The organism is Streptomyces sp. NPDC048142, assembly GCF_043202835.1.
In the GTDB taxonomy this organism is placed as follows: Bacteria; Actinomycetota; Actinomycetes; order Streptomycetales; family Streptomycetaceae; genus Streptomyces.
The window spans coordinates 17,240-34,681 of record NZ_JBIDBC010000021.1; the positions used below are offsets into that span (position 1 = coordinate 17,240).

16 protein-coding genes and 1 tRNA gene are annotated in these 17,442 nt (G+C 70.2%); 5 read left to right on the top strand and 12 right to left on the bottom strand.

Annotated elements, in window-relative coordinates; all coding sequences use genetic code 11:
- Positions 1–75: 75 nt before the first annotated feature.
- Positions 76–149: transfer RNA gene (locus ACGF2Y_RS24210), tRNA-Met, on the bottom strand.
- A 42-nt stretch (positions 150–191) separates the two neighbouring features.
- Positions 192–3,227 (bottom strand): UPF0182 family protein, encoded by a 3,036-nt coding sequence (locus ACGF2Y_RS24215; RefSeq protein WP_392951361.1) that lies wholly within the window; start codon positions 3,225–3,227, stop codon positions 192–194.
- 135 nt (positions 3,228–3,362) lie between these two features.
- Here ACGF2Y_RS24215 and ACGF2Y_RS24220 point away from each other — a divergent pair, with 135 nt between their 5' ends.
- Positions 3,363–3,923, top strand: coding sequence for a PPA1309 family protein (locus ACGF2Y_RS24220; RefSeq protein ID WP_392951071.1), 561 nt, complete (start codon positions 3,363–3,365; stop codon positions 3,921–3,923).
- Between the two features lie 48 nt (positions 3,924–3,971).
- Here the strand turns inward: ACGF2Y_RS24220 and ACGF2Y_RS24225 are convergent, their stop codons facing one another.
- The 3 genes from ACGF2Y_RS24225 to ACGF2Y_RS24235 form a co-directional block, all read right to left on the bottom strand.
- The gene (locus ACGF2Y_RS24225) at positions 3,972–5,084 is read right to left on the bottom strand and encodes a PDZ domain-containing protein (RefSeq protein WP_392951074.1); all 1,113 of its coding nucleotides are present in this window, start codon (positions 5,082–5,084) and stop codon (positions 3,972–3,974) included.
- A gap of 399 nt (positions 5,085–5,483) precedes the next feature.
- Entirely contained in the window at positions 5,484–5,945 is a 462-nt protein-coding gene (locus ACGF2Y_RS24230) for a molybdenum cofactor biosynthesis protein MoaE (protein ID WP_392951077.1), read from the bottom strand.
- 107 nt (positions 5,946–6,052) lie between these two features.
- Positions 6,053–7,204, bottom strand: coding sequence for an SDR family oxidoreductase (locus tag ACGF2Y_RS24235; protein WP_392951080.1), 1,152 nt, complete (start codon positions 7,202–7,204; stop codon positions 6,053–6,055).
- 190 nt (positions 7,205–7,394) lie between these two features.
- Here ACGF2Y_RS24235 and ACGF2Y_RS24240 point away from each other — a divergent pair, with 190 nt between their 5' ends.
- Positions 7,395–8,852, top strand: a complete 1,458-nt coding sequence (locus tag ACGF2Y_RS24240) for a zinc-dependent metalloprotease (RefSeq protein ID WP_392951083.1) — start codon at positions 7,395–7,397, stop codon at positions 8,850–8,852.
- A complete protein-coding gene (locus ACGF2Y_RS24245; RefSeq protein WP_392951085.1) occupies positions 8,849–9,388 on the top strand; it encodes an NUDIX hydrolase in 540 nt (179 codons plus the stop codon). The genes ACGF2Y_RS24240 and ACGF2Y_RS24245 overlap by 4 nt, the downstream gene beginning before the upstream one ends.
- 76 nt (positions 9,389–9,464) lie before the next feature.
- On the opposite strand, the gene ACGF2Y_RS24250 is transcribed toward ACGF2Y_RS24245, so the two are convergent.
- The 4 genes from ACGF2Y_RS24250 to ACGF2Y_RS24265 form a co-directional block, all read right to left on the bottom strand.
- Positions 9,465–10,220 carry an AIM24 family protein gene (locus ACGF2Y_RS24250; RefSeq protein WP_392951087.1) on the bottom strand — a complete coding sequence of 252 codons (756 nt, stop codon included), beginning with the start codon at positions 10,218–10,220 and terminating at the stop codon, positions 9,465–9,467.
- Between the two features lie 19 nt (positions 10,221–10,239).
- Positions 10,240–10,920 carry an AIM24 family protein gene (locus ACGF2Y_RS24255; protein WP_392951090.1) on the bottom strand — a complete coding sequence of 227 codons (681 nt, stop codon included), beginning with the start codon at positions 10,918–10,920 and terminating at the stop codon, positions 10,240–10,242.
- A gap of 11 nt (positions 10,921–10,931) precedes the next feature.
- Positions 10,932–12,566, bottom strand: coding sequence for a TerD family protein (locus ACGF2Y_RS24260; RefSeq protein ID WP_392951093.1), 1,635 nt, complete (start codon positions 12,564–12,566; stop codon positions 10,932–10,934).
- A gap of 120 nt (positions 12,567–12,686) precedes the next feature.
- Positions 12,687–13,319, bottom strand: coding sequence for a M48 family metallopeptidase (locus ACGF2Y_RS24265; RefSeq protein ID WP_392951096.1), 633 nt, complete (start codon positions 13,317–13,319; stop codon positions 12,687–12,689).
- A gap of 248 nt (positions 13,320–13,567) precedes the next feature.
- Here ACGF2Y_RS24265 and ACGF2Y_RS24270 point away from each other — a divergent pair, with 248 nt between their 5' ends.
- Positions 13,568–14,800, top strand: a complete 1,233-nt coding sequence (locus tag ACGF2Y_RS24270) for a ThiF family adenylyltransferase (RefSeq protein ID WP_392951099.1) — start codon at positions 13,568–13,570, stop codon at positions 14,798–14,800.
- Between the two features lie 63 nt (positions 14,801–14,863).
- A complete protein-coding gene (locus ACGF2Y_RS24275) occupies positions 14,864–16,339 on the top strand; it encodes an ABC1 kinase family protein (RefSeq protein WP_392951101.1) in 1,476 nt (491 codons plus the stop codon).
- 66 nt (positions 16,340–16,405) lie between these two features.
- On the opposite strand, the gene ACGF2Y_RS24280 is transcribed toward ACGF2Y_RS24275, so the two are convergent.
- The 3 genes from ACGF2Y_RS24280 to ACGF2Y_RS24290 all read right to left on the bottom strand — a co-directional run bounded on the left by ACGF2Y_RS24280 (position 16,406) and on the right by ACGF2Y_RS24290 (position 17,432).
- Complete coding sequence (locus ACGF2Y_RS24280) at positions 16,406–16,609, bottom strand: hypothetical protein (protein WP_392951104.1); 204 nt, start codon at positions 16,607–16,609, stop codon at positions 16,406–16,408.
- A 98-nt stretch (positions 16,610–16,707) separates the two neighbouring features.
- On the bottom strand, positions 16,708–17,067 hold the full coding sequence (locus tag ACGF2Y_RS24285) for a hypothetical protein (protein ID WP_392951106.1): 360 nt from the start codon (positions 17,065–17,067) through the stop codon (positions 16,708–16,710).
- Entirely contained in the window at positions 17,064–17,432 is a 369-nt protein-coding gene (locus ACGF2Y_RS24290) for a WhiB family transcriptional regulator (RefSeq protein ID WP_103530816.1), read from the bottom strand. The genes ACGF2Y_RS24285 and ACGF2Y_RS24290 overlap by 4 nt, the downstream gene beginning before the upstream one ends.
- Between the last annotated feature and the right edge of the window lie 10 nt (positions 17,433–17,442).

A 17,442-nucleotide genomic window follows, 5' to 3' on the forward strand; every position in this document is an offset into this window, starting at 1 on the left:
GGATAGACACGGCCTCACGCACCGCGGACATGGCGAAGGCCCGGATCCCTTGAGATCCGGGCCTTCGTCTTTCAGTAGCGGGGACAGGATTTGAACCTGCGACCTCTGGGTTATGAGCCCAGCGAGCTACCGAGCTGCTCCACCCCGCGCCGTTGTGTTCAAACCGTACCACGACGCGGGGTGGACTCTTCTCAGCTGCCCTGGTCGGAGCCCTTGTCGGCCCCGTCGGCGGCATCGGACTTCCTCGCCGGATCCGCCTCGTCCGCGTCCGCCGGTTTCACGGCGCTCGCGGGCTCGGCCGAGCTGTCCGGCTTGGCGTCGTCCGCCGGCTTCTCGGCGCTGTCGGCCTTGTCCCCCTCGCCGCCCGCCTCGGGCTGCGCGGCGGCGGCTCGTTCCAGGGCCTCCTGAAGAGCGTCCTGGGCCTTGCCGTAGGCCGGCCAGTCCTGCTCCCGCAGCGCCTTCTCGCCGTCGGTGTACGCCTTCTGGGCGTCCGCGATGGCCTTCTCCAGCGCCGCGCTGCCGGTGACCGGCGGCTCGTCGGTCTCGCCCGGCGGCTCATCGGGATCCGGCGGTGTCGTGGGCTCGTCGCCCTCGGCCCCGAAGACGGCGTTGAGCGCGTCCCCGAGGCTGTTCTCGAAGACGATCTTCGAACCGTACGAGGCGGCCACCTTGCGCAGCAGCGGGTAGTTCTGGTTGCCACCGCGCGTGTAGACCGGCTCGATGTAGAGGAACCCGCCCTCCAGCGGAACCGTCAGCAGGTTGCCGTACTCGATGTCCGAGTCGGTGCCCTTGAGGTTCCTCACGAACTCGGCGACGTCGTCGTTGCCGTTGAGCTCACTCTGTACCTGGCCCGGACCCTTCACCGTGGTGGTGACCCGTAGCAGCCGCATGGTGCCGTAGTCCTTGCTGGCCGCGTCCGCGTTCACCGCCATGAAGGCCCCCAGGTTGGGGCGCCCTCGGGGAGTGAACGTGGTGGTCAGCGAGAACTCCTGCGCCTCCTGGCCCGGCATCTTCATGCTCAGGTAGTACGGCGGAACGGTGCCCGGTTCCTTGTTGGTCGGGTCGTCCGGCACCTGCCAGGCGTCACTGCCGCTGTAGAACTGCGCCGGGTCCTCCACGTGGTAGCGGGTGAGCAGCTCGCGCTGGACCTTGAAGAGGTCCTGCGGATACCGCAGGTGGTCCATGAGGTCCTGCGGGATGTCACTGCGGGGCTCGACCGTCCCCGGGAACGCCTTGCGCCAGGTCTTGAGGACCGGGTCCTCGGTGTCCCACTCGTAGAGCTTGACCGTGCCGTCGTACGCGTCGACGGTGGCCTTCACCGAGTTGCGGATGTAGTTGACCTGGTTCTGCTGGGCGACGACCGCGCGCTGGTTGGTGGTCAGCGAGTCGGCCGTGGTGTCGCCGAGCGTCGTCCGGGACGCGTACGGGTAGCCGTTGGTCGTGGTGTAGGCGTCGACGACCCACTGGATCCGCTTGCCGACGACCGCGGGATAGGCGTCGCCGTCGATGGTCAGCCACGGGGCGACCGCCTCGACGCGCTCCTTGGGCGTGCGGTTGTACAGGATCCGCGAACCCTCACCGATGGCTCCCGAGTACATGATCTGCGGCTCGCTGAAGGAGACCGCGTACGCGGCACGGTTGAAGGCGTTGGAGAGACTGACCCCGCTGCCACCCTTGTAGCTGGTGGTCTTCTCACCGTCCTCCTCGTAGTCGAGCTCCTTCTGGGGCCCGCCGACGATGGAGTACTGCTCGGTCTTCTCGCCGTAGTAGATCCGCTGCTCGTACTCGCCGAACTCACCGGTGGAGGGCAGGCCCGACTCGGTGAAGTCCGGAGACCCCGTCGGGTTGGTGCCGGTGGTGGTGCCGCGGGCCGCGATGGCGCCGTAGCCGTGGGTGTACGTGAAGTGGTCGTTGATCCAGTTCCGCTTGGGCAGGCCCTGGATGTTCAGCTCACGCAGACCGATGACGGTGTCCTGCTCGTTGCCCTCGTCGTCCTTGTAGCGGTCGACGTCCAGCGTCTTGGGGAACTGGTAGTAGTTCCTCTTCTGCTGGAGCTGCTGGAAGGCCGGGGAGACGACGTTGGGGTCCATCACTCGGTAGCTGGCGGCGGCGTTGGCCGCGGCCCGCAACTTGGTGTCGTCCTTCGTGGCCGCCTGGCCTTCGTAGTCGTCCACCTGGGCGTCATCGATGTCGTACGCCTCGCGCGTGGCATTGATGTTCTTCTGGATGAACGGCGCTTCCTTGGCCTGCTCGTTCGGCTGGACCTGGAACTTCTGCACGATCGCCGGGTAGAGCCCGCCGATCAGGATCGCCGAGAGCACCATCAGGCCGAAGCCGATGACCGGGAGCTGCCAGGTGCGGCGCCACAGTGTCGCGAAGAACAGCACCGCGCAGATCGCGGCGATGCAGAACAGGATGGTCTTCGCCGGGAGATAGGCGTTGGCGTCGACGTACCGCAGGCCCGTCCAGTTTTCGGTGGCCTTGAAGTCACTGGACTTCACGGCCAGCCCGTACCGGTCGAGCCAGTACGCCACGGCCTTCAGCGAGACGAAGACACCGAGCAGCACCGAGAGGTGGCCGGTGGCCGCCCCGGTGGCGCGGGCCCCGGGGCTGGTGATGCGCAGCCCGCCGTACAGATAGTGGGTCAGCGCCGCGGCGATCAGCGAGAGCACGGTCGCCGCGAAGCCGAAGCCCAGCAGGAAGCGGTACCACGGCAGGTCGAAGGCGTAGAAGGAGACGTCCAGCTGGAACTGGGGGTCCTTCTGCCCGAACGCCACGCCGTTGATATACATCAGCCAGGTGCGCCACTGGCCGGAGGCGGAAGCTCCGCCGATCAGTCCGACGAGCGCCGTGACGGCGAGCAGCACCCACTTCTTGTAGGGGGCGATGCCCATGCGGTAGCGGTCCAGGCTCTGCTGCTCCAGCGACATCGCGCTCAGCGGCGGCCTGAGCCGGTGCGCGAGCCAGATGTTCACACCGATGGCGAGTGCCATCAGCAGTCCGAAGACGAGGAACAGCCCGATCTTGGTCCACAGAGTGGTGGTGAAGACGGATGAATACGCGACCGACCTGTACCAGAGCCAGTCCGTCCAGAACCCGGCGAACATGACGAAGGCCATGGCGAGAACCGCCAGGACACCCAAAGTCATGAGCAGGGTACGGGCGCGCCGGGACGGGCGGCCGACTCTGATCCGTGGCCCGGTCGGGCCTCCGCCGCGGTCCGGCATCTGGAAAGCCAACGTGCGCACCTCGAAGTTCGCGGTCGTGTGGACGGGCCCAGCGATCCTAGAGCCCATCTATGCAACTTACTGAAGCTTTACCTAGTTCCCGTTCCCGGGGCGGAAGGAGGCAGGATATTGCCCATGCCCAACGTTTCCCCCGCAGGACCCCCGATGGCCGCGAGTCCGCTCACCGTCGCCGTCCTCGAAATCGACGCCTATGCCTCCACCCTCGGCTGGGACCAGCCCGCCCGGCTGTTCGCCCTGGTCGACACTGACCGGCTGCGGGTCCAGGAGCCCCGTCTCGCCACTCAGCTGGGCCTTGAGGACCCCAGTTCCTCCGTCGCCGCGCTCACCCCGATCGAGCAGGACGAACTTCCCCCGGGCACCGCGCTCGACGACTTCCTCGGCACGATCGCCTGGCCTGACGCCGTGGTCGGCTGCGCCATGACGGTGGAGCGGCTGATGCTGCCGCCGTCCGCCGAGGCCTCCGTACCGGAAGGGCTCAGCGACAAGCAGCTGACCCAGTGGGTGGCCAGGCACCCCGACCGGCAGGAGGTGCGGATGACCGTGGCCGTCCTGCGGGACGGGGCCCGCGAGTCCGCCGTACGGCTGCGCGAGAAGGACTCCCCCACCGAGGTGCTGACCGGCGCCGGTCTGGTGCCCGGCCTCGCCGAGGCGCTCGCGGCGACGTTCGAGTCCTGATCCGGCCGCTGCCCGGGGCCGTCGTACGGTTCCCGGGCGGTGCGGCCGTCAGCCGGTCGAGCAGCTCGGCAGACCGGCGGTCCTCCCCGCGCGGATCTGCTCCAGCGACTTCGTGGCGTCGTCGATGGTCTTGACCCGCACCAGGGTGAGGCCGCTGGGGGTGTCCGCCGCGGCCGACGCGCAGTTGTCGTCGGGCGTGAGGAAGTAGCGGGCGCCGGCGTCGCGGGCGCCGACCAGTTTCATGTTGATGCCGCCGATCGGACCGACCTTGCCCGTGTCGTCGATGGTGCCGGTGCCCGCGACGAACTTGCCGCCGGTCAGATCGCCCGGGGTGAGCTTGTCGATGATGCCCAGGGAGAACATCAGCCCGGCGCTCGGCCCGCCGACGTCCGCGAGCTTGATGTCGATCTCGAACGGGAACGTGTGGTCCGTCCCGGCCCTGATCCCGACGATCGCCCGGCCCTTCCCGTCCTCCTCGCCGCCGTCCTCGGCGGGAGCCTTCGCGGTCTTGATGGTGACCTGCTCGCTGCCCTCGGCGGCGCGGCCTGCTTTCTCGGCTGCGGCGGCCTCCTTCGCCGGGACGATGGTGAAGGTGACGTCCTCGCCGGGGCGGTGCTCGGTGACGAGCTTCGCCACGTCGCCGGGCTCCTTGACCGCCGTGCCGTCGACGGCCTTGATCACGTCGCCGGCGTGCAACTTGTCCTCGGAGGGGCTGCCCTTGACCACCGTGGAGACCACGACCTGTGTGGAGACCGGGATCTTCAGCTCCTTCAGGGCGGCCACCTTGGCGCTCTCCTGGGACTGGCTGAACTCCTCGGCGTTCTCCTGGGTGGACTGCTCCTCGGTCTTGCCGTCCGGATAGAGCGTGTCGTGCGGCACCACGACGCTGTCGTGGACCAGCCAGCCGTAGACGGCCTCGACGATGTTCATCCGGTAGTCCGCTCCGGTGACGCGGACCGTCGTCATGTTGAGATGGCCGGAGGCCGGGTACGTCTTGCGACCGGAGATCTGCAGGACGGGCTCGCCACGCGCTTCACCGAGAGTGTTGACCGTCGGTCCGGGAGACATCTCCGCATACGGCACTTTGATCAGCACGCCTGCGCAGAGCAGCGCGATGAGGACGAGAGTGGATGCGAGCATCGTCGCGGTGCGGCGTGGCATGGAACGACAGTACGGGAAGGGCCTGTCAGTGCACCGCCGGGGCCGGTCCGTACGAGGTGACCGGAACGCGGCGGAAGGTGGTCACGCGGCGTGCGGCGGTCGTCAGAGAGCCTCGGAACCGGAGTGCGATTTCTCCATCGCGTCACGGAACCTGGCGTAGCCGGCGAGTTCGGTGACATCGCCGGTCGTGCGATTTCGGGCAGCCCAACTCGCCCATATCGCACCGCCGACAGCAGCGAAAAGTGGAATCAACAGCCAAGCGAGTGCCGCCATCACGACCTCCCTACCCCATGAGCGACCGGATGCCCGATCAGCAGATTAACGATCCGGAAGACCAACGCTCGTGGCGGGGGTGCGGTTACGCAAATCGGGGCTGATGCGCCCCGGTTCGGTTTGCGCTCAACAGGCTCCGACCCACTCTTCCGTACCGTCCGAGAAGCGCTGGTGCTTCCAGATCGGAACCTCGTGCTTGAGGTCGTCGATGAGCTTGCGGCACGCCTCGAAAGCCTCGGCGCGGTGCGGGCAGGCGACGGCGACGACCACGGCCAGATCGCCCACCTCCAGTTCACCCACTCGGTGGACGGCCGCCAGGGCACGGACCGGGTAATCGGTGACGACCTTCTCCGCCACGCGGCGCAGCTCGTCACCGGCCGAGGGGTGGCAGGAATAGCCGAGCGCGCCGACGTCCTGTCCGGAGTCGTGGTTGCGCACGGTGCCGACGAAGAGCGCGATGCCGCCCGCCGCGTCGTCGCCGACGGCGCGGAAGACCTCGTCGACGGAGAGCGGTGCGTCCCTGATCGCCAGCAGCCGGATGGGGTCCGCTGCCGCGTGCTCGCCGGGGTGATCGTGGGTGCGTGCCATGCTCCCATCGTGCCGCACGGCACCGACATCCCGGTATTGCCTGTTCTACCGGCGGCCGGCCGGCCGGTTTGGAGCCTCCTACAGGGGCCCGTGGGCGCGGTGGGCGGTCAGATGCGACGGCGGGCCTTGCGGGCGCGGCGTACCACGGCGGCGGCGCCGAGCAGGGCGACCGTGGCTCCGGCGGCTCCGGCGGCGGTGGCGTCCTTACGGCCGAGGCGCCGTCCGGCGAGGGTGTGGCGGCCCTCGACCTCTTCGAGGAGGGCGCCGAGCACCCCTTCGTTCGTCCACTTCGGCCGCCATCCCGCATCGTGCAGCCGGCTGACACTGACCACCCAGGGGTGCATCGTGTACGCCAGGTCGCCCGCCGGGGACGGGGTGAGGCCGATCCGGTGGAGCCGGGCGGCTGCCCCGAGCGCGACAGCGGAGGGCAGCTCCATCCGTCGTACGCCGCTGAGCTCCTCGACTTCCTCCTGCTCCAGCCAGCCGTCGCAGCCGACCGCGAACTCGCCGTCGATCTTCTCCAGGGCGGCGTACTCCAGGGCGGTCACCAGGTCCTCGACATGGCAGAACTGCCAGGTGGGGCGTGATCCGGCGACGACCAGGAGGCGCGGGGACTCGAAGTAGCGGGTCAGGGCGGTGTCGGTGCCGCCGACCAGGACGGTGGGGCGCACGACGGTGACGTTGAGCCCGGGGTGGGCGCGCGGGGCCCGGCGGCCGAGCCGCTCGATCTCCAGGAGGTCGCCGACGCCGGTGGCCTCGGCGGTGGCGCGCAGCTCGGCGTCCTCGGAGAGCGGCACGTCGTTGTCGGCGAGCGCCCCATAGACCATCGCCGAGGTGCACAGCACGACCCGGTGGACCCCGACGGCGGCCGCGGCGGTGAGCACGGTCTGGGTGCCGCGTACGTTGTACGCGGTGCGGGCGGCGGGGTCGGTCTCCAGGTCGAGGTCGAGGGCCAGGTGCACGACGACGTCCGCGCCGCGCAGCTTCTCGGCGATGGCCGGGTCCCGTACGTCCAGGATGTGCCAGGTCGCCTCGGAGACCTCTCCGCGGCGCTCGTCGATCGCGATGACCTGCTTGATCGCGTCGGATGCGGCGAGGTGGGCGGTCAGAAGTTCGCCGATGCCGGTGGCGGCGCCGGTGACCGCGACGACGGGGCCCCGATTTCTGGGGGGCCTGGGGCGTTTCTTCTCGGGTGTGCTCTCGGGCGAGGGGTCGGTCAGGTTTCGCGCTGCGCGAACCTGCGGATCTGGGGAACTCACCGGGCGTCTCCAGCGGTTGTCTTCAGTACGTACCCGAATGACGCGTACGTACCAGGTGGCGTCCATCCTGCCGCAGGCCGGGAGTCGGCGGAGCACTGAGGCCCGAAGCGGGCGTGGTGTCTACGCTGGATGGTGATGTCGGGCAGTCGCCGTCGGTTCGAGCCGGCGGCCCTACGAGCCGAGGAAACCCGTGAGTGACACCCCATTCGGATTCGGCCTTCCGCCGGAGGAGCCGGAGAACGGCGACGAGGGCAAGAAGAAGGACCCCACCGAAGGTGGGCAGAGCGCGAGCGGGCCCACAGGTCCGTTCGGATTCGGGCCGGGGGCGGGCGGGGACAACCCGTTCGCCGCAATGTTCGGCTCGATGAATCCGAACGATCTCGGCGCGGCCTTCCAGCAGCTCGGCCAGATGCTGAGCTACGAGGGCGGTCCCGTGAACTGGGACATGGCCAAGCAGATCGCCCGCCAGACGGTCTCGCAGGGCACCCCGGACGGCACCAAGGACGCCAGCGTCGGCCCGTCCGAGCGCACGGCGGTCGACGAGGCGCTGCGGCTGGCGGACCTCTGGCTGGACGGCGTCACGTCGATGCCCTCCGGTTCGGTCTCCACCGTGGCGTGGAGCCGCGCGGAGTGGGTCGAGGCCTCGCTGCCGGCCTGGCAGCAGCTGGTCGACCCGGTGGCCGAGCGGGTGGGCCTGGCGATGGGCGATGTGCTGCCCGAGGAGATGCAGGCCATGGCGGGCCCGCTGATCGGCATGATGCGGTCCATGGGCGGCGCCATGTTCGGCCAGCAGATCGGGCAGGCCGTGGGCGTGCTGGCCGGTGAGGTGGTGGGGTCCACCGACATCGGACTGCCGCTGGGGCCGGCGGGCAAGGCCGCGCTGCTCCCGCTGAACGTGGAGAAGTTCGGCAAGGACCTCAGCGTCCCGCAGGACGAGGTCCGGCTGTATCTGGCCCTGCGCGAGGCCGCTCACCAGCGGCTCTTCGCCCATGTGCCGTGGCTGCGGTCGCATCTGTTCGGCGCCGTCGAGGCGTACGCCCGTGGCATCAAGGTCGACACCAGCAAGCTGGAGGACGTCGTCGGCCAGTTCGACCCCTCGCAGCCGGAGCAGTTGCAGGACGCCCTTCAGCAGGGCATGTTCCAGCCCGAGGACACGCCCGAGCAGAAGGCCTCCCTGGCCCGCCTGGAGACGGCTCTCGCGCTGGTGGAGGGCTGGGTGGACGCGGTGGTCCACGAGGCCTCGAAGTCCCGGCTGACCTCGGCCGACGCACTGCGCGAGACGATGCGCAGGCGCCGCGCCTCCGGCGGACCCGCCGAGCAGACGTTCGCCACGCTCATCGGCCTCCAGCTGCGCCCGCGCCGGCTGCGGGACGCCTCGCGCCTGTGGGCCTCGCTCACGGACGCCCGGGGCCTGGAGGGCCGGGACGCGCTCTGGTCCCACCCGGACATGCTGCCGACGGCCCACGACCTGGATGACCCGGACGGATTCGTCCATCACGAGCAGGCCGACTTCTCCGAGCTGGACAAGATGCTCGGCGAGGCGGCGAAGGGCTCCGGCAAGCCGGCGGCGGACGCCCCGGAGCCGAAGCCCGTCGAGGGCAAGGACGACGAGGGCAAGGGCGAGGGCAAGGACGGCCGCGACCAGTGACCCTGCACGACGATGCCACGCTCGTACTGAAGGGGTACGCCCCCGAGGACGAGGCCGGCGATCAGGCGGAGCTGCGCCGGGCCTACCTGGATCACCTGGCGCGGCACGACGACGGCATGTGGAAGGCGTGCGGGGCCGGGCACCTGACGGCCAGCGCCCTGGTGATCGATCCGAAGCGGGAGAGGGTGCTGCTGACTCTGCACCGGAAGCTCCGCATGTGGCTCCAGATGGGCGGCCACTGCGAGGAGCGGGACGCCACTCTGGAGGCAGCGGCGCTCCGTGAGGCGACGGAGGAGTCCGGCATCACGGGGCTCACCCTGCTGCCCGGCGGACCGGCCCGGCTGGACCGGCACCCCATTCCGTCTCCCTGTAACTGGCACCTCGATGTGCAGTACGCGGCTCTGGCTCCGGCCGGGGCGGCGGAGCGGATCAGCGAGGAATCCCTGGAGCTGCGCTGGTTCGGCTACGAGGACGTGCCCGGGGTGGCCGACGCGTCCGTCGTACGGCTGCTGGAGGCGACGCGGTCCCGGCTGTAGCCGCAGGCTCAACGGATATGGGTAAGGGGCGGCCTCCCTGTGGCCGCCCCTTACCGCTGTGCTCTGCGGGTGCCGGTCAGTTCCAGGCGTTGTTCTGGTTCTGGCCGTGCGCGCCCTGCTGGCCCATGCCGAACTGGGCGCGGGCGCCCTGACCGATCTGGGCGTTCTGCGGAGGCATGACCTCGCTCGGCTGGACCAGGGCGAAGCCCTGGCCGAGGAAGCTCAGCTCCCAGCCCTCGCCGGTGTCGCCGCGGCGCCTGAAGACACCGGTGGAGTGCGTCTGGGCCTGCATCTGCACGCGCAGGGAGCTGGACCAGGCGACGATCGCGTCGGCGTCCGCGTTGACGTACTTCTCGGGCGTGACCTGCATCATCAGCGGCTGACCCGAGGTCATGAGGGCGACCTTGCCGGAGCCGGAGATGTTGAGCTGGTACTTGCCGCTGCCGGAGATCCCGTACTGGCTGTCCACCGCGATGACCTCGGTGTTCAGCGAGGAGTCGAGCGCGAGGACGTAGGAGCTGTCCACGGTGATCCCCTCGCGGTCGACGTCCACGACGTGGATGTACTGCGCGAGGTTGGCGAGGTAGACGACGCCCTGGCCGGACACGCGCATCAGGTCGAGGCCCTCGCCGGTGTGCGCGAGGGCACTCTGCCGGCCCTGGAACTGGTATTCCCCGTCGAAGTCCATCAGGCCCTGGTAGGCGACCATCGCGCCCTTCCGGGCGAGGACGTCGTCCTGGCCGGTCAGCGAGACCCGCAGGAGCTGCGGGTTCTGGATCGCGTACCGGCCCTGGGTCTGCTGCTCGGTGTGGCTGAAAAGCGGACTCTGCATGATGTGTTCTCCCTCCCCCTCAGTTCTGGATCCGCAGGCGGTCCGTGCTGTCCTCGCTCGGCTGGACGACGACGATGCCCTGGCCGGAGAAGGCCATCTGGTACGCCTCGCCGCTGCCGCGGCCGATCAGCGAACCGGCCTTGAAGCTGCGCTTGCCCTTCACCTTGAGGTTCGGGGACCAGGCGACGAGCGCGTCCGGGTCGACGTAGGTCTCGTCCTCGCCGCGTCCGCAGTCGACGACGATCGGGGTGCCCCGGGAGGTGATGGCGACCCACCCGGTGCCCTGGACGACGACGTTCCACAGGCCCTGCCCGGCGAACTTGGCCATTCCCTTGACCTTCTCGACGCCCCAGGTGAGGTGGGCGTCGAAGGCGAGGAGGTTCGTGCCGTTGACGGAGAGGGAGTCATCGTTGAGGTTGATGACGACCACGTCGGCGCCGTAGTCGGCGAGGTAGAGCAGCCCGTCTCCGGAGCACTTCATGACGGGTGCGCCCTCGCCGGTGATCCACTGGGAGGCGATCTGCCGGACGGCGGGCGGGTTGGGCTCGTACTGGATGAAGCCCTCATACGCCACCATCGAGCCGGTGCGCGCGAAGAGGTCCTGCCCGGAGGCCATGGCGACCTTGAGCATGGTCTTGCCGTGGTTCTCCATACGGGCCGTGACAGGGGTCGGGGCGTAGCCCGCGAGTTGCTGGTTCATGACGGGCTCCCTCAGACCTCGTAGGGCTGGACGACGATGAAGTTGCCGGGGGCTCCCCGGAACTGGAGGTTCACGGTTTCCCCGCTGTGTCCGGGGTACGCGTTGCGGCGCAGCCGGACCTGGCTGGAGACGATCACCTGGGAGGCGGCCGACCAGGCGACGACGGCGTTGCAGTCGGCGAACGTGGTGGGCGTGACCGGCAGGACGACCGGGGTGCCGTGGGTCTTCACGACCACGGTGCCGGTGCCCTGGAACTGCATGGTGAACAGGGCGCCGCCGGGGATGCCGTGCCCCTCGACCCTGCGGACCTCGTGCTGGAGGGACTCGTCGAAGGCGAGGACGTTCTCGGCGGAGACGCAGATCGCATCGCCCTGCAGCTCGATCGGGTGCAGGTGCGAGCCTTCCTCGGCGAGGAAGACCTGGCCGCGGCCGGTACAGCGCATCAGCTGCATTTCCTGGCCGGTGGCGTTGCCCACGGCGCGGCCGACGAAGCCGGCGCCCTTGTAGCCGAAGTCCACCTTGCCCTGATACATCACCATGCTGCCCTGGCGGGCCAGGACTCCGGCTCCGCCCATGGTCAGGTCGACCCGCATGAGCTGCTGGTTCTGCGAGGTCCAGCGCTGCCCGGTCGGGGTCTCCTTGTACAGCTGCAGGGCTGCCTGGAGACCCGCGCCCGCGGCCGGCACTCCCTGGGGCACGCCCTGCGGGACGCCCGGGGGCATGGAGCCGGGGGGCTGCTGACCGTACGGGGCCGGCGCGGGCTGACCGTAGGGAGCGGGAGCCTGCTGACCGTAGGGAGCGGCGGGCGGGGCGCCCTGGCCCGGGACCTGGCCGAATTGCGGCTGCTGGGGCTGCTGGGGCTGGCCGTACGGGGACGGAGCCTGGGGCGCCTGCGGAGCCGCGGGGGCGTGCGGTGCCGGGGGAGCCAGCGGGGCCGCGATCGTCGGTGCCTCGTGCATCGGCTGCTGCGGCGCGGGCGGCGGCGTGGGCGCGGACGGGGCGCCGAAGGCCGGCGCGGGCTGCGGGGCCTGGGGCGCGGGCGGTGCGCCGAAGGCCGGGGGCGCGGCGGCCTGCGGCGGCGGAGCGAAGCCCGGGACGGCGGCGGGCGGCGCCTCTTCCTCGGCGACCTCGCCGCCGAAGTTCTTCAGGAGCGCGTCGAGACCACCGTCGAAGCCCTGGCCGACGGCGGCGAAGCGCCAGACGTCCTTCAGGTAGAAGTCGCCGAGCATCACCGCGCGCTCGGTGGTGAACTCCGATCCGGTGAAGGCGTACCTCACCACTTCCTCGCCGCCCGCGACGATCCGGATGTACCCCGGACCGATCTGGGACATCTGCCCGGATCCGTCGAGCGTCGCGGTGAAGGAGAGCTTCTGGATGGCTGCCGGAATGCGGTCGAGCGTGACGCGGAAGGACTCGGTGTCACCGGACTGCGCACCGAGGAGCTGGATGGACTCCTCAGGCGATTTCGGCTGATTGAAGAAGATGAAGTACCGGTCGTCGGAGAGCTGCTCATGGGCGTCGAGGCCGAAGCAGCTGATGTCGAAGGTCAGCCCCGGAGCTGCGATCTGCACGCCTACGTACAGATCCGTCCCTGGCGTGAGATCACTGATCTTGGCCTTGTGGCCGCGTTGGAATTCCCTGGCCATGCGTAACGACCGTCCCCCATCCCGAAGGTAAATGCGTCGCGTCAGGCTAACCGCAAACAAGGACGTCGGACCAAGCCGGTACACACCCGGTACAGAATCGGCAAGCGCGAACGGGCCCGGTCATTCCTCGCGGGCGGCGGGCAGGCGGGGCAGGTGGGGCAGCTGATCGGCCGCCACCACGCCCTCCAGATACCCACGGGCGCGCTCGGTGCGCGGATAGGCCTCCAACAGCCGCCAGAACCCCGGACCGTGTCCGGGAACGAGCAGATGCGCCAGCTCGTGGAGAAGCACGTAGTCGACAACGTACTCCGGCATGCCCTGCAGCCGGTGCGAGAGCCTGATGCTGCCCTCGGCCGGGGTGCACGAGCCCCAGCGGGTGTTCTGGTTGGTCACCCAGCGCACCGAGAGGGGCTGGGCGCGACCGTCGAAATACTGGGCGGACAGCCGTACGGCTCGCTCCGCGAGCTCGGTGTCACCCAGGACACGCTTGTTCTCCTGGGCGGCGAGCTTGTCCAGCATCACCCCCACCCAGCGCCGCTCCTCCGCCTCCGACATCCGGGCGGGGATGAGCACGATCGTGCGGTCGCCCTCCCGGTACGCGGAGACCGTTCTCCTGCGCCGGCTGCTTCTGCGGACCTCGACCGCGCTCGTCACCGAAGCGCGGGGCTGATGGGCTGCCGCGCTGCGCTGATGGCTACCGGCGCTGCGCGCGGAGGTCTCCCCGGCAAAGCCGGACGACGGGTCGGCGGGCACGCCACGACGTTACCCGCTGTCCGTGGGGGAAGTCCCGCCCCGCGAACGGTTCGGCGGCGATCCGTCCCACAGCTCGCACCATGTGAACGATGAGCGGATTGAACGACTAATGACCCGTGCCTGTGGACAACTCCGCGCACGGTTCGACGCGGACCCGCATTCTGGCAGAGGTCCTGCGGGGAAGGCTCCGCGGATCACCCGGTCTGCGAGCGCACCCGTGCCCGCGACACCGCTCGGGGGGAGAGGTCATGTATCCGATGCTGAAGCCCGCACTGCGTCGCGCCTGGCGCGGACGGAACACCGTGCAATTCGGTGTGACACCCGCACATGCCGTGACGCTCGGACCGGTGGACATCGCCACAGGGAGCTTTCTGGAACTGCTCGACGGCACACGTGGTCTGCCACTCCTGCACGAGGAGGCACGCGCACTCGACCTGCCGGAACGTCATGTGAACGTCCTGCTGGCACGGTTGGCGGGGGCCGGACTCCTGGACGACCCGAGGTCGGCCGGTCCGGGAGCCGATGCCCTGCGCAGGCGCGTCGAGGTGATGGACCGCCAGCGTTCCGATGTGGCCTCGCTGTCGGTCGTCCGCCCCGAACCGGGCGGCGGACTGCGCCGGATGGCGGCCCGGCGGGCGATGCGGGTCCAGGTACGGGGAGCGGGCCGGGTCGGGGCGTCCATCGCCTCGGTGCTGTCCGGTGCGGGGGTGGGGCAGGTGGAAGTGCTCGACGGAGGCCGGGCCGAACCCTGGGACGTGGCACCCGGGGGCCTCCCCCCGGCATCAGTGGGCGAACGGCGCGACGTGGCGGCCCGTCGGCTCGTCCGCCGGTCCGCCCCCGGGCCCACCCCCCGGCGAGCGGAGGCGGACGGGACGGGGACGGGCCGCACCGGGACGGGCTCGGCGGGGGCGGGGCACCCGGGAGGAGACCCGGCAGCGGCTGGGGCGGGGGCCGGCCTGGCAGGGAGTGCCGGACAGCCCGGCCTGTCCCTGATCGTCGTCGCTCCCCGGGACGGTCTCGCGGTGTACGCACCCGTCCCGGACACGGCCGGACCCTGGATCGCGTCGGGTACTCCTCATCTCTATGCGGGCGTGATCGAGGCCACGGGGGTGGTCGGGCCTCTCGTCCTGCCCGGGGGCACCGGCTGCGCGGGCTGCCTGGAGCTGCACCGTGCGGAACGGGATCCGCAGTGGCCCCGGATGCTGGCGCAGTGGCGTTCCGGGCGACGGGGAGCCGTGCCCGCCTGCGATCTGGGGCTCGCGACGGCGGTCGCCGGTCTCGCCGCTGCACATGCCCTGGCGTTTCTGGACGGGGACCTCCCGGCAAGTACCGGAACTCGCTGGGAGGCCGCTCTGCCGCTGCTGGACTGGCGTTCCGAGGCGATCGGCCCGCACGCGGAATGTTCCTGCGGGGCGGCCGGAGGCCCTACGGGGGAACGGGCCTCCGGTGGTGTTCGGGCACAGGACACAATGGCGAGGTGACCGCCGTCGCCGGAGTGACACCGGAGGCCCCGCGGCACGGCAGTCTGGGAACTGGAGGGGCACATGTCTGATCTTCCCCGGAAGGCGGTTACGCGTACGGCCAAGCTGGCCGCGCTTCCGCTCGGCTTCGCCGGTCGTGCCACCTGGGGGCTGGGCAGGCGGATCGGCGGAAAGTCGGCCGAGCTGGTCGCCCGTGAGGTGCAGCAGCGCACGGCGGACCAGCTGTTCAAGACCCTGGGCGAGCTGAAGGGCGGGGCCATGAAGCTGGGCCAGGCCCTCTCCGTCTTCGAGTCGGCTCTGCCCGATGAGGTCGCCGGCCCCTACCGGGCCGCGCTGACCAAGCTTCAGGAGGCCGCGCCGCCGCTGCCCGCGCGCACGGTCCATGGGGTTCTCGCCGAACGGATGGGGGAGGACTGGCGGGAGTATTTCCTGGAGTTCGAGGACACACCGGCGGCTGCCGCCTCGATCGGGCAGGTGCACCGGGCGGTGTGGCACGACGGCCGCGAGGTCGCCGTGAAGGTGCAGTATCCCGGCGCGGGCGAGGCGTTGCTCTCCGACCTCGCCCAACTCAGCCGTTTCGCCCGGCTGCTCGGCCCGCTGGTCCCGGGGATGGACGTCAAGCCTCTGATCAAGGAACTGCGCGACCGGGTGTCGGAGGAGCTGGACTACGAACTGGAGGCGCAGGCGCAGCGGGAGCACGCGGCGGAGTTCGCGGACGACCCGGATGTGGTGATCCCTCAGATGGTGCACCAGTCCGACCAGGTGCTGGTGACGGAGTGGATCGACGGGATCCCGCTGTCCGAGGTCATCGCGGAGGGCACTGCGGAGCAGCGGGACCGTGCGGGGCAACTGCTGGCCCGCTTCCTCTTCTCCGGTCCGGCACGCACCGGGCTGCTGCACGCCGATCCGCATCCGGGCAACTTCCGGCTGCTGCCCCCGGCGGCGGACGACGCGGAGCGCACGGACCGTACGGAGCACGCAGAGCAGGTGAAACACGCGGAGGAGGGAGCCGGTCCGGTCGGCTCATGGCGGCTGGGGGTGCTGGACTTCGGCACGGTCGACCGGCTTCCGGGCGGGCTGCCGCAGACCATCGGTGACTCCTTGCGGCTGACGCTGGAGGGCGACGCGGCGGGGGTGTACGGGCTGCTGCGCGCAGAGGGCTTCGTGAAGGAGTCGATCGAGCTGGACCCGGACGACGTGGTCGACTACCTGCTCCCGATCATCGAACCCACGCAGGTGGAGGAGTTCGTCTTCAGCCGGGGCTGGATCCGTGAACAAGCGGCCCGGATAGCCGATCCGCGCTCCCCCGCCCATCAGCTCGGCAAGCAGCTGAACCTCCCCCCGTCCTACGTCCTCATACACCGGGTGACGCTCAGCACGATCGGGGTGCTGTGCCAGCTCGGCGCGACGGTACGGCTGCGCGACGAGCTCGAAGCGTGGCTGCCGGGGTTCCTCGCGGAGGGCATGGACGCGGAGGCAACGGAGTACGCCGAGGAGGAGGGCGAGCCGGAGCCGGAGGGCCAGACAGTCGAGGCGTAGGACGGGGCTTCGGCCGGAGCCGGGGCCTGGGGTCGGAGCCTCGGCCTGGGACTGAGGGTGGGCCGGTTACCACCAGAGTGAGTCGAGGCGGCTTTCGATCGCGCGGATGTGGAGGCGTGCGCAGCCCTCGCAGAAGTGGAGCCGGCGTCCGTCCTCCACGGCGCAGAGCCAGGTCGGAGGGGCCGTGCCGCCTTCGGCGGCAGTGCCGCAGCGGGCGCACTCCACGGTTTTCGCGGCGGGTTGTCCGGGGGGATGGGTCTCCTCGTCCACCTCCTGACGATATCCCCGTGACCGGACGGTCGAGCGCACAACGCACCGCGGGGCCGCCCGGATACGGACGGCCCCGCGGTGGGGTGATGGCTGCACGGTCAGTGCATGACCGCCATGGCCAGCGCACGGCGGGCGCGCAGCGAGGCGCGCTCCGCTCGGCGCTGCATCCGGCGGGCGGCGACCAGGCGGGCCGACTGTCGGTCCTCCTGGGCCTCCCGCAGGCGGTCGCGCATATGCGCACGCGCCAGGGCTTCTGGGATGAGTTGCATTTCGCGGGTCCTGTTCTGACGCGGGTCGTTCGCGCCGATGATGGTGACGTCGGGGGTGGCGGAGCCGACCGGCTCCTTCGTGGGGGTGATCATTGGTGCCTGATTCCGGGGGTCATGGGTCTGGGGACGGTCGATCGTTCCGAGGCGCAGTCCGCGTGTGGGGGTGGGGACCCCACAGGTCGCGATCACGCTGCGACCGGGTTCTTGCGCGGACGGCCACGCGGACGCTTGCGGGCCACGACCACGCCCTGGACGAAGAGCTCGCCACCCCAGACACCCCACGGCTCGCGGCGGTCCTTCGCCCCGGCGAGGCAGGCCTCGACGAGCGGGCAGGTGCGGCAGAGGGACTTGGCGTACTCGACGTCGGCCGGCGACTCGGCGAAGAAGACCTCCGGGTCGTAGGAACGGCAGGGGACGGGTACGCCGAGGTTCTCGATGGCGTCGTCGAGCGCGGTGAGCGTGGTGAGCGGGGTCAAGGTGGAGTCCTCCGTGGAGCCGGGCGGCGAGATCGAGTCGGAAAGCGGTACTGACGGGGCGTGCGTTTCGATGTGCACGGTGGGTGGT

Coding starts and splice junctions, on each gene's coding strand:
- ACGF2Y_RS24250 (WP_392951087.1), bottom strand. CDS start 10,220: ATGCAGAGTCCGCTTTTCAGCCACACCGAGCAGCAGACCCAGGGCCGG.
- ACGF2Y_RS24230 (WP_392951077.1), bottom strand. CDS start 5,945: ATGGCACGCACCCACGATCACCCCGGCGAGCACGCGGCAGCGGACCCC.
- ACGF2Y_RS24225 (WP_392951074.1), bottom strand. CDS start 5,084: ATGCCACGCCGCACCGCGACGATGCTCGCATCCACTCTCGTCCTCATC.
- ACGF2Y_RS24260 (WP_392951093.1), bottom strand. CDS start 12,566: ATGGCCAGGGAATTCCAACGCGGCCACAAGGCCAAGATCAGTGATCTC.
- ACGF2Y_RS24255 (WP_392951090.1), bottom strand. CDS start 10,920: ATGAACCAGCAACTCGCGGGCTACGCCCCGACCCCTGTCACGGCCCGT.
- ACGF2Y_RS24270 (WP_392951099.1), top strand. CDS start 13,568: ATGTATCCGATGCTGAAGCCCGCACTGCGTCGCGCCTGGCGCGGACGG.
- ACGF2Y_RS24275 (WP_392951101.1), top strand. CDS start 14,864: ATGTCTGATCTTCCCCGGAAGGCGGTTACGCGTACGGCCAAGCTGGCC.
- ACGF2Y_RS24220 (WP_392951071.1), top strand. CDS start 3,363: ATGCCCAACGTTTCCCCCGCAGGACCCCCGATGGCCGCGAGTCCGCTC.
- ACGF2Y_RS24215 (WP_392951361.1), bottom strand. CDS start 3,227: ATGCCGGACCGCGGCGGAGGCCCGACCGGGCCACGGATCAGAGTCGGC.